This is a genomic window from uncultured Winogradskyella sp., from assembly GCF_947498345.1.
GTDB lineage: Bacteria > Bacteroidota > Bacteroidia > Flavobacteriales > Flavobacteriaceae > Winogradskyella.
Map to the genome: position 1 here is coordinate 75,440 of NZ_CANMJY010000001.1, position 10,271 is coordinate 85,710.

At 32.0% G+C, this 10,271-nt stretch carries 5 protein-coding genes; 4 read left to right on the forward strand and 1 reads right to left on the reverse strand.

Going from position 1 to position 10,271, the window contains the following annotated elements; all coding sequences use genetic code 11:
• Window positions 1–36: 36 nt before the first annotated feature.
• The 4 genes from Q0912_RS00320 (at window position 37) to Q0912_RS00335 (ending at window position 8,310) form a co-directional block, all read left to right on the forward strand.
• Entirely contained in the window at window positions 37–3,333 is a 3,297-nt protein-coding gene (locus Q0912_RS00320) for a CRTAC1 family protein (RefSeq protein ID WP_299110716.1), read from the forward strand.
• Between the two features lie 197 nt (window positions 3,334–3,530).
• Complete coding sequence (locus Q0912_RS00325) at window positions 3,531–5,036, forward strand: T9SS type A sorting domain-containing protein (protein ID WP_299110718.1); 1,506 nt, start codon at window positions 3,531–3,533, stop codon at window positions 5,034–5,036.
• Window positions 5,037–5,142: 106 nt separating this feature from the next.
• Window positions 5,143–7,260, forward strand: coding sequence for a thioredoxin domain-containing protein (locus tag Q0912_RS00330; protein WP_299110721.1), 2,118 nt, complete (start codon window positions 5,143–5,145; stop codon window positions 7,258–7,260).
• Between the two features lie 36 nt (window positions 7,261–7,296).
• Window positions 7,297–8,310, forward strand: coding sequence for a LacI family DNA-binding transcriptional regulator (locus Q0912_RS00335; protein ID WP_299110723.1), 1,014 nt, complete (start codon window positions 7,297–7,299; stop codon window positions 8,308–8,310).
• Here Q0912_RS00335 and Q0912_RS00340 read toward each other — a convergent pair.
• On the reverse strand, window positions 8,300–10,264 hold the full coding sequence (locus Q0912_RS00340) for a DUF3857 domain-containing protein (protein ID WP_299110725.1): 1,965 nt from the start codon (window positions 10,262–10,264) through the stop codon (window positions 8,300–8,302). The genes Q0912_RS00335 and Q0912_RS00340 overlap by 11 nt on opposite strands.
• Between the last annotated feature and the right edge of the window lie 7 nt (window positions 10,265–10,271).

Genomic DNA, 10,271 nt, shown 5'->3' on the forward strand with positions numbered 1-10,271 from the left:
ATATCTTTACTAAACCGAATTAATATATTAATCTACATGAAGTATTCAAAGATTCAATTGGTAATTGTAATTAGTATTTATAGCCTTTTTTTTAGCTGTACTAATCAACCTCAAAGGGACCTTTATCCAAAAGAACTTATAGGAGGTTTTAATTTATTACCAGCAGAGCAGACAGGAATAGACTTTCAAAACACAATTAATGAGTCTACCTATTTTAATCATTATTATTATAGTCAAATGTACGTAGGGTCAGGTGTTGCTATTGGAGATATTAATAATGATGGCTTGGCAGATGTGTTTTTTGGTGGTAATCAGGTTTCTGATAGATTATATCTTAATAAAGGTAATCTTAAATTCGAAAATATTACCAAAAAATCTAAAGTTGCCACAAATTCAGGTTGGACTTGGGGAGTGACCATGGCAGATGTAAATGCCGATGGCTATCTTGATATATATGTGAGCAGAAATGGAATTTCAGCAAACCCTTCAGACCGTAGAAATCAATTGTATATTAATAACCAAGATTTAACATTTACAGAATCTGCTCAAAAGTATGGTTTAGGGGATGTAGGTTTTTCTACTCAAGCTGTATTTTTTGATATGGATAATGATGGGGACTTAGATATGTATCAGGTTAACCAACTCGCAGATAAAAAATTATTACTAATTAACAAAATACCTCGAGATCAGTTTAAATTTTTTAGAGATCGTTTATATAGAAATGACAATGGTAAATATACTGACGTGTCAGACAAGGTTGGCATTTCTAGTGATGTTTCTTATGGGTTAAGTGTAAATGCTACCGATTTTAATAATGATGGCTGGCTAGACCTTTATGTTGCAAATGATTATGCTGAGCCAGATTTTATGTATTACAATAATGGAGATGGAACCTTTAAAAATGTTATTAATCATAAGCTGAAGCATATTACGCAATACAGTATGGGGACAGATACAGGTGACATTAATAATGATGGACTGCTAGATTTGTTAACTACTGATATGACACCTGAAGATCACTATCGGTCTAAAACCAACATGGCATCTATGAGTACTGAAGCATTTAATAAAATGGTTAAAGCAGGTGCACATTACCAGTATATGACTAATACACTTCAAATAAACTCAGGGATGGGTTCTTATTCTGATATTGCTAATATGGCTGGTATTGCATACACGGATTGGAGTTGGTCGAGCCTTATGGTTGATTTAGATAATGATGGGTGGAAAGATATCATTATAGCTAATGGGATAAAAAAAGATGTTGATAACAATGACTCTAGAGCTAAAGCGCAAAATCTTCCGGCTGGTACTACGGCAGAGGGTTTATTTCAATTAAGTAAGCAAACACCATCACAACCTGTGTCTAATTATGCCTTTAAAAACAAAGGGAACTTAAAGTTTGAAAAAGTTGCTAAAGAATGGGGTTTTGATACTCCTAGCTTTTCAAATGGTATGGCATATGGTGATTTAGATAATGACGGTGACTTAGATGTGATTACAAACAATATAGATGCACCAGCATTTGTATATGAAAATAAAACAACAGGAAATTTTTTAAAGATAAATGTTGAAGGAGCCGATAAAAACAAATTTGGTATTGGTGCCAAAGCTATAATTTATTATGAAGATAAGATACAGGTCGTAGAAAACTCTGTAACCAGAGGTTTTATTTCTTCAGTTGAACATGGGATGTTTTTTGGTTTAGGAAAAACTACTCAAGTAGAAAAAGTTGAAGTGATTTGGCCTAATGGAAAAGTAAATACATATACAAATGTTGAAGCTAATCAAACGTTAACCGCTAAATTATCTGAAGCTAAGCCAAATACAAAAGAACAAAAAGAACCTGAAACATTAATTACCGAGATTAACCCACAAGATTTAGGTATTGATTTCACACATCAAGAAAACGAGTTTGACGAATATGCAGAAGAAGTACTTCTACCTCATAATGTCTCGCAAAATGGTCCATTTTCAGCATCTGGAGACGTTAATAAAGATGGTTTAGAAGATCTTTTTATTGGTGGTGCTGTTGGCCAAAGTGGAGTGTTATACCTCCAAAAGGAAAATGGCAAATTTGCGAAGAGTAATTCCCAACCATGGAATAGCGAAAAAAATTCAGAAGATTTAGGGTGCTTATTTATAGATATTGATAATGATAACGATTTAGATTTGTATATAGCCAGTGGTGGAAGTGAATATATGAGAGGTGATGTTTTATTAAGAGATAGATTGTATATCAATGATGGCTCAGGGAATTTTTTAAGAAATAATTCTTTATTACCAGACATTAGAGAGAGTTCTCAGGTGGTTAAGGCTTCAGATATTGATACAGATGGCGATTTAGATATTTTTGTAGGTACACGTTTAGTTGCCAAAGCCTATACATTTCCATCGACGAGTTATTTACTAATAAATAATAATGGAAAATTCATCAAGGCTTCACAGGACATTGTGCCTGATTTAACAAATATTGGTATGGTCACCGATGCGGTGTTTACAGATATTGATGAGGATAATGATGATGATCTAATGATTGTAGGTGAATGGATGGAAGTAAAAGTTTTGACTAACGAAAATGGTGTTTTTGAAGACGCATCCAAAACTTTTGGACTTAATGACACTAGAGGGATGTGGTGGTCAATAACAGCAAGTGATTTAGATAACGATGGTGATGATGATTATGTTCTGGGTAACCTAGGAAAGAATAATAAATTCAAAGCATCAGAAGAGCATCCATTTAAGGTGTATGCTAACGATTTTGACAATAATGGAACTAATGATATTGTATTAGCTAAGTTTTATAAGGATGATTATGTGCCCGTTCGCGGTAGAGAATGTACAAGTCAACAAATGCCTTATGTAGCAGAAAAATTCAAGGATTATCACAGTTTTGCATCTTCAAAATTAATTGATATCCTGCCAGGGGAGAAGGTAGACGATGCTGTTGTTTATGAAATTAAAAGTTTTGAAAGTATTTTATTAATTAATGATAACGGTAAATTGGTTAAAAAAGCCTTACCAAATGATGTGCAAATTTCACCGATTAAGTCTTCTATTATAATAGATATTAATAAAGATGGCTATAAGGATATCATTGTTGCTGGAAATCACTATGGAGTAGAAGTTGAAACCACACGATACGATGCTGGTTATGGGGCTGTACTTTTAGGTGATAAGGACAATAATTTCAGATTTCTTTCGCCTTATAAAAGTGGTTTCTATGTGCCACACGATAGTCGGAATATCAATCTGATAAATGAAGCAGAAAAAGCACTACTTTTTATTGCCAATAACAATAGTGAGCCAACAATTTTTAGGTTTAGAGATTAAAATAAAGCTTGTATAGTTGGTTTATTACTCCCAAACTTATTTTATTTTATTGATTATCAGAAATTTAAATTAAATTTTTGATTACAAAACAATCCATATTTTTTGATACTGTATAGTTTTTGTATAGGTCTGTTATAGTTTTAAATTAAAGAAAAATCAGTTTCTTGTACTATTCATTAACAAATAACTAAAAAAATATGAAAAAAATTACATTTTTATTTTGTCTGATGCTCATTTCTTTTGGATATGCGCAAACTGACTTAGAAACATTTGAAGGTGCTCCGCCTACATTAGCTATTGCCAATGCTACTGCAGGTACAGCAGCAAATATAGTTGCTAACCCAGATGCATCTATGGGTTCTGGAAACGAATCTGCTACCGTTTTAGAATTCATCACAGGTGATGCTGGTGATCCTTGGCAACAGGCTGAATTAACTTTACAAGGCGATTATATCGATTTAACACCAGGTACAGATTCTACAATCGAAATTGATGTGTATTCATTAGAAGCCTTTGACGTTTTAGTTAGACTCACTGATGGTGTTGTGTCTAGTTCAGATGGTACACCTGTGGCTGATACCGCAGCTGATGCAATCCATACTGGAAACGGATGGGAGACTTTAGAATTTGATTTTAATGATCCACAAGATACACAAGGATCTGGTCAGGGTATCTACGGTCGTGTTTTCATATTTAATCTGTGGGATGCTAATGATGCAGGATCTGGTGCAGGCGCATGGTCTTGTAATCCTTTTGGTGCACCATCTGAAGCTTGCCCAGCTACGACAAGATATTATGATAATATAAATGGAACCGCCTCACCTAGACCAGAGACCTGTAGTGATGGTCTTTTAAATAATGGTGAAACTGAAATAGATTGTGGTGGACCTAATTGTGCTCCTTGCCCATCACCACCAACAACTGGGGCTCCAACACCACCAAATAGGGCACCAGGTGATGTAATATCATTCTTTAGTGATGCCTATAATGATATCACAGTGGATACATTTGATACACCATGGTGTGGTAATACCACAACAGAGGTTATGGTAGATGGTAATCCAACAAAATTGACAGCAGGAGCTCAATGCGAAGGTGTAGACTGGCAAAGTAGTAGAGTTGTTGATGCATCTAGTATGACCCATTTTCACATGGATTTTTATACTGATGAAGCAGATTTAGTTGGTAAGGTGTTTAACCTTAAATTCTCTCAATGGTCTGATGACAATCCTGCAAATGACCCTGACAATGGAGAAAGATCCGCACTTGAATTAGCAATTAATACAGGTACTACACCTGCTATAGTCACTGGTTCTTGGGTGTCAATTGATGTTGAAATTGATGCTACATTTACTAACAATTTAAGGAGAGATGATATTGTACAGTTTGTAATTACGACCAATCTACCTAATGTTTGGTATGATAATTTATATCTTCATAATAACATAACGTTAAGCACACAAGATTTTGAAACAACAAAATTCAGAACTTTTCCTAATCCTACAAATGGAGACTGGAATATTTCTGGGAATGCTGTAGTTAATAGTGTTAAAGTTTATGATATCTTAGGTAAAGAAGTTTTAGCATTAAAACCTAATTCTAATGATTTTTCAATTAATGCATCATCTTTAAAAACAGGTGTGTATTTTGCAAAAATTGAAGGTGCTAATAGTTCAAAAACTATTAAGCTAGTTAGAGAATAAGATTGATAGCAATAAATTTTAATAAAAAGCGTGTTTACATCATTAAACACGCTTTTTTTATGAGATAGATATTTGAAATATTTATAATTTTATCTAAAAATATAAAATGCTTAAAACTATAGGCTATTACATATGGTGTGCTGTTCTTTTATTGGGATGCTCTCAAAGCAATACATCTATAGCAAAAAAGAAAGAAAAAAGGGCTAATGACTTAATTAATGAAACGAGTCCTTATTTACTTCAACATGCCTATAATCCAGTAGATTGGAAAGCTTGGAATGATGAGTCTTTAAATCTGGCAAAAGAGCAGAATAAATTAATTGTAATTTCCGTTGGTTATTCTGCCTGCCATTGGTGCCATGTTATGGAAGAAGAAAGTTTTGAAAATGATTCCGTGGCAAAGCTAATGAATGACAACTTTATTAATATAAAAGTAGACCGTGAAGAACGACCAGATGTAGATCAAATATACATGAATGCTGTTCAATTAATGACTGGTAGTGGTGGTTGGCCATTAAACTGTATAACATTACCAGATGGAAGACCAGTCTTTGGCGGAACTTATTTTACAAAATCTCAGTGGACAAAGATTCTTAAAGATATGTCTAGCTTGTATGAAAGCGATCCCAATAAGGTTATAGCCTATGCCAAAAAGCTCACAGAGGGTATTAAAAACGCTGATCTTATAAAGGTAAATAATGAAGAAGTGCTATTTACCAAAGCACAAATTGAAACGGTAATAAATAAACTAAAGCCATCTCTGGATTTTAAAAAAGGAGGACTGAAAAATGCTCCTAAGTTTCCGATGCCAAGTCATTTAAAATTTTTATTGAGATATAGTTTTCAATATAATGATGAAGATATAAAGAAGTTTGTTTTAAATACATTAAATAAAATGTCAAATGGCGGCATTTATGATCAAATAGGTGGAGGTTTTTCGAGATATTCGGTTGATGAGCGTTGGCATGTTCCTCATTTTGAAAAAATGTTATACGATAACGCACAATTGGTAAGTTTATATTCTAAAGCCTATCAACTCACTAAAAATGAATCTTTTAAGATTGTAGTTGCAGAAACCCTTAGTTTTATTGAAAAAGAATTAACTCAAAATGAAGGAGCATTTTATTCATCCATAGATGCAGATAGTAAAACTACAGATGGACTATTAGAAGAAGGGGTGTTTTATACATGGACAAAAGACGAATTAAAAACTACTTTGAGTAATGATTTTGATTTGTTTAAGTCGTATTACAATATCAATGCCACTGGGAAATGGGAAAAGGATAAATATATTCTCTATAAAACAGAAACTGATCAAGAGTTTATTAAGACTAACAATATTACATTAGAGGAATTACAATCAAAACTATCTTTATGGAAAACCAAATTATATAAGTTAAGAAACAAAAGAGAACGACCTAGAACTGACGACAAGGTATTAACCTCCTGGAATGCCCTTATGCTAAAAGCATATGTTGATGCTTACCGTGTCTTTGGCGAACAATCTTATATAGATAAAGCAATTGCAAATGCAACGTTTATTAAAGACAACCAGATTAAAACCGATGGTGCATTATTTCATAATTATAAAGATGGAAAGAGTACAATTGAAGGGTTTTCTGAAGATTATGCCTATACAATAGCCGCGTATATTGAATTATATCAGGCTACATTTAATGAAGAATGGCTTAATATATCAAAAGCACTAATAGATTATGCAATAACTCATTTTTTAAATGATGAAACACGTATGTTTTATTTTACGAGTGATGAAGCGACTAATTTAATAACAAGAAAAACAGAAATTCTGGATAATGTAATTCCATCTTCTAATTCTGTTTTAGCCCTTTGTTTATTTAAATTAGGACATTATTATTCTAATAAAACGTATACTGATTTAGCAAAACAAATGCTGAGTAATGTAAATGAAGATATTAAAGAAATACCCTCGGGATATACAAATTGGTTAGAACTTTATTTAAACTATTCTAATCCTTATTATGAAGTAGCAATATCGGGCCTGGAGGCACATTCAAAGTTAAAAGAATTTGATAAATCATATATACCTAATGTGTTAATCTCTGGATCTGATAAAAATACTCATCTCCCTTTATTGAAAAATAAATTTATTGAAGATGAAACGTACATATATGTTTGTGTAAATGGAACTTGTAAATTACCGGTAACTACTACTAAAGAAGCCATTGAACAAATATTAAAGTAACACTAAAGGCTATTTTTAATAATAAACAGTATCAAAATGACAACTCTAAAAGAATTATCTAAGCTCCTAAATATTTCCGTATCAACAGTTTCAAAAGCATTAAATGACAGCCATGAAATAAGCGATACTACTAAAAAACGTGTTAATGAGTTGGCAGAGAAACTTAATTATAAACCCAACAGAATAGCACAGCAATTAAAAAATAATAAAACTAAAACAATAGGTGTTATTCTGCCAACGGTAACTAATCCCTTTTTTGCTGAGGTGCTCCATGGTATTGAAATGGCTGCGACAAATAACGATTATGATATTATTGTTTGCCTTTCTAACGAAACTTTAAATAAAGAAAAGCGGAGCCTTGAGCTCTTGTCTAATGGTAGCGTGGATGGATTTATTATGGCTGTAGCTAGAGAAGGTCAAGTAAAAAATGAAATAAACCATATTCAAACGATTTTAGACAGTAAAATACCGGTTTTAATGTTTGATAGAGTCGTAAATGAGATTAATTGTGATAAAGTTATCGTTGATGATTTTCAATCTGTTTATGAAGCTACAGAACATTTGATTGAAAAAGAAGGTAGAAAGTATATTCTTTTAGTAAGTAATATTGAAGAGCTCAGTGTAGGGAAGCTAAGAATTAAAGGATATACTAAAGCGTTAGAAGAACACGATTTAAAATCAAATATTTTGAAACTCGATAATGCTCTTGATGTAGAAGAAAGCATTTATAGTTATTTAAGTGAAAATACAGAAATTGATGCCATAATATCAATAGACCATATTACAGGGATTGTAGCTATTAATATGGCAAAAAAAATGGGTAGAGTGATTCCTAACGATATGTCCGTTGTAGGGTTTGGTTATGAGCACACAGAATTATTATCTAGTCCTAAGATTTCAATTATTCACCAAAAAGCGCATAACATAGGTGAAATGTCTGTAAAACTTTTATTAGAAAGATTAAATACAGAACATCATAAAGCACAGACCATTATTGTACCTAGTGAGTTAAAACTTAGTGAGTCATCATTAAATAATTCTATTTCTTGACCAGCACTAAAGTAATTTTGTTAAAATCTGCTGCACTATTGATAATACGTCTATAGTCTTCATAGATTTCTACAGGAATACGATTAGTTTTATAATACTCATCTGCTGTGATTTTCAAGGTATTACCATTTAATTCGTAAGACGATTTAAAACTTAGCAAATCTTTCCCATCTTTTGTATAAACATTGTCAATATTTATGTCGTCTAGGTTGGCTATTGTATAACCTTCAGGTATTTTAACATTTATAGTTCTTTCGTATGTACGTTGAAATTCGTTTTCTAAGGGAAGCACTCTTTCTTTTTCTTGATATAATTCCATTTGAGAACCTATAAGCTCACCTACCTTAAAAAGATATTTATTACCTGCTTTTTCAACAAATACATCAGATGAAAAATCAATGTTAAAAATAAGTGGTTTAGTACCAAATAGATCTGGATTTTCGTTTTCAACTTCTGCTTTGTTAATGGTTACACTTTCGTTAAGGCTTTTTGCATAGCTTTCTACCACTTCTTTCTTGTTTTCAGGTTTTATAATGTTCATAAAAGGATGTAGAAACATACCATAATAACCAGACATCGATTTTTTTAGCTTTACGTTTGTAATGGAGATGTCATCAGTATCAAAGCTTACATCAATAATCATGTTATCTTTAGAATGAGATGCTTTTACAGGTTTTATACGTTTAACTTTGCCTATTGCAGAAATAAAATCACCAACCTTTACCCGTTTGATAAAGAGGCCATAAGTGTCAGTAAGATAGCCAGGAGGAAAACCATATCTAGATTCATTTTCGTTAGGTGCTAAATATTTTTTGGTCTTTGGAAAATATATTAAGATGTCTTGAAGATAAATATTGGCTTCAAATGTTTTATCAAAATGCATAAATTCTCTACTGCATGTAAAAACGATATCGTGCTTAATATCTAATTCCTTAAACAAAGCTATAAAAAGCTTAATTATACCACTTTCACTGGCTACTTTTTCTTCAATAATTGTATCTAGATCTGATAGTTTATCATTACTAAACTCAGCAACAAAAATGTTTGTTTTAATATAGTTTTCTATAGCTCTTAATTTTGAGTCTAAATCGGTATCGCTATTTAAATTTAATTCTTTTACTAATTTCTGGAGTGATTTTTTAGTTTTTTTGGAAAGTTCTGAATTGTAATAGTTAAATACATTTTGAGCTACTGAACCATATGAGGTAATGTCTTTGGTATTATTCGCTGTATTTTCATCTAAAGCATAGATTATAAACTGACGTTCTGCAGCAAACAGTGATTGAGTTTCATGCTCTAATTTTTTGATTTCAGGAATTTTGAAAGACCAGTGGTTTTTAGTGTCAATTATAGTATCAACTTCTACATTCTTTAAGCCATTATAACTTTTAAACTTAAACAATAGGTTTGATGGAGCAAAAACATCGAATTCTACATTTTTTTTATCAAACTCATCCTGAAAACTTATGCGTTTACCGCTGTATGACGGACTTCGCTTTTCAACATATATAAACTCAATAAAACTACCTTTTTCTATGCCTTCAAAAGCAAAATACTTATAGGTTTTTTGGGTTTCATCGTCAGTTGCAGTTAATATTTTTGAGTCATCTAAATCAATGACCTTCCCTTTTGGTGTAATTACTCTTGCTTTGTTAACCAATAGCTCAGAATCCGAATCATATGGTAAATATACTTTGTTGTATTCTTCAATAGCATCATCGGAGTTGAGGTATAATGCTTTATGTTCTAAATAATACTCAACAAATTTTCCATCTTCTGTAAAAAAAAACTCTGTTGCTATTTTTTCTTTAGCCGATACTAAATTTTCGTTAATATAATCTTTAGCATTAAAATTAGGTGTTTTGTCCCAATCATAATCTTTGTAAAATGCTTGTCCAAATAATGTGGTTGCAAATACGGTGTATAGGAGTAAGCTTAGTTTTAATAGTCGCATGTAATAT

What these genes read in the sequence shown, in the direction of transcription:
- Q0912_RS00330 (WP_299110721.1), top strand. Translation starts at nt 5,143, where the DNA reads ATGCTTAAAACTATAGGCTATTACATATGGTGTGCTGTTCTTTTATTG.
- Q0912_RS00320 (WP_299110716.1), top strand. Translation starts at nt 37, where the DNA reads ATGAAGTATTCAAAGATTCAATTGGTAATTGTAATTAGTATTTATAGC.
- Q0912_RS00325 (WP_299110718.1), top strand. Translation starts at nt 3,531, where the DNA reads ATGAAAAAAATTACATTTTTATTTTGTCTGATGCTCATTTCTTTTGGA.
- Q0912_RS00340 (WP_299110725.1), bottom strand. Translation starts at nt 10,264, where the DNA reads ATGCGACTATTAAAACTAAGCTTACTCCTATACACCGTATTTGCAACC.
- Q0912_RS00335 (WP_299110723.1), top strand. Translation starts at nt 7,297, where the DNA reads ATGACAACTCTAAAAGAATTATCTAAGCTCCTAAATATTTCCGTATCA.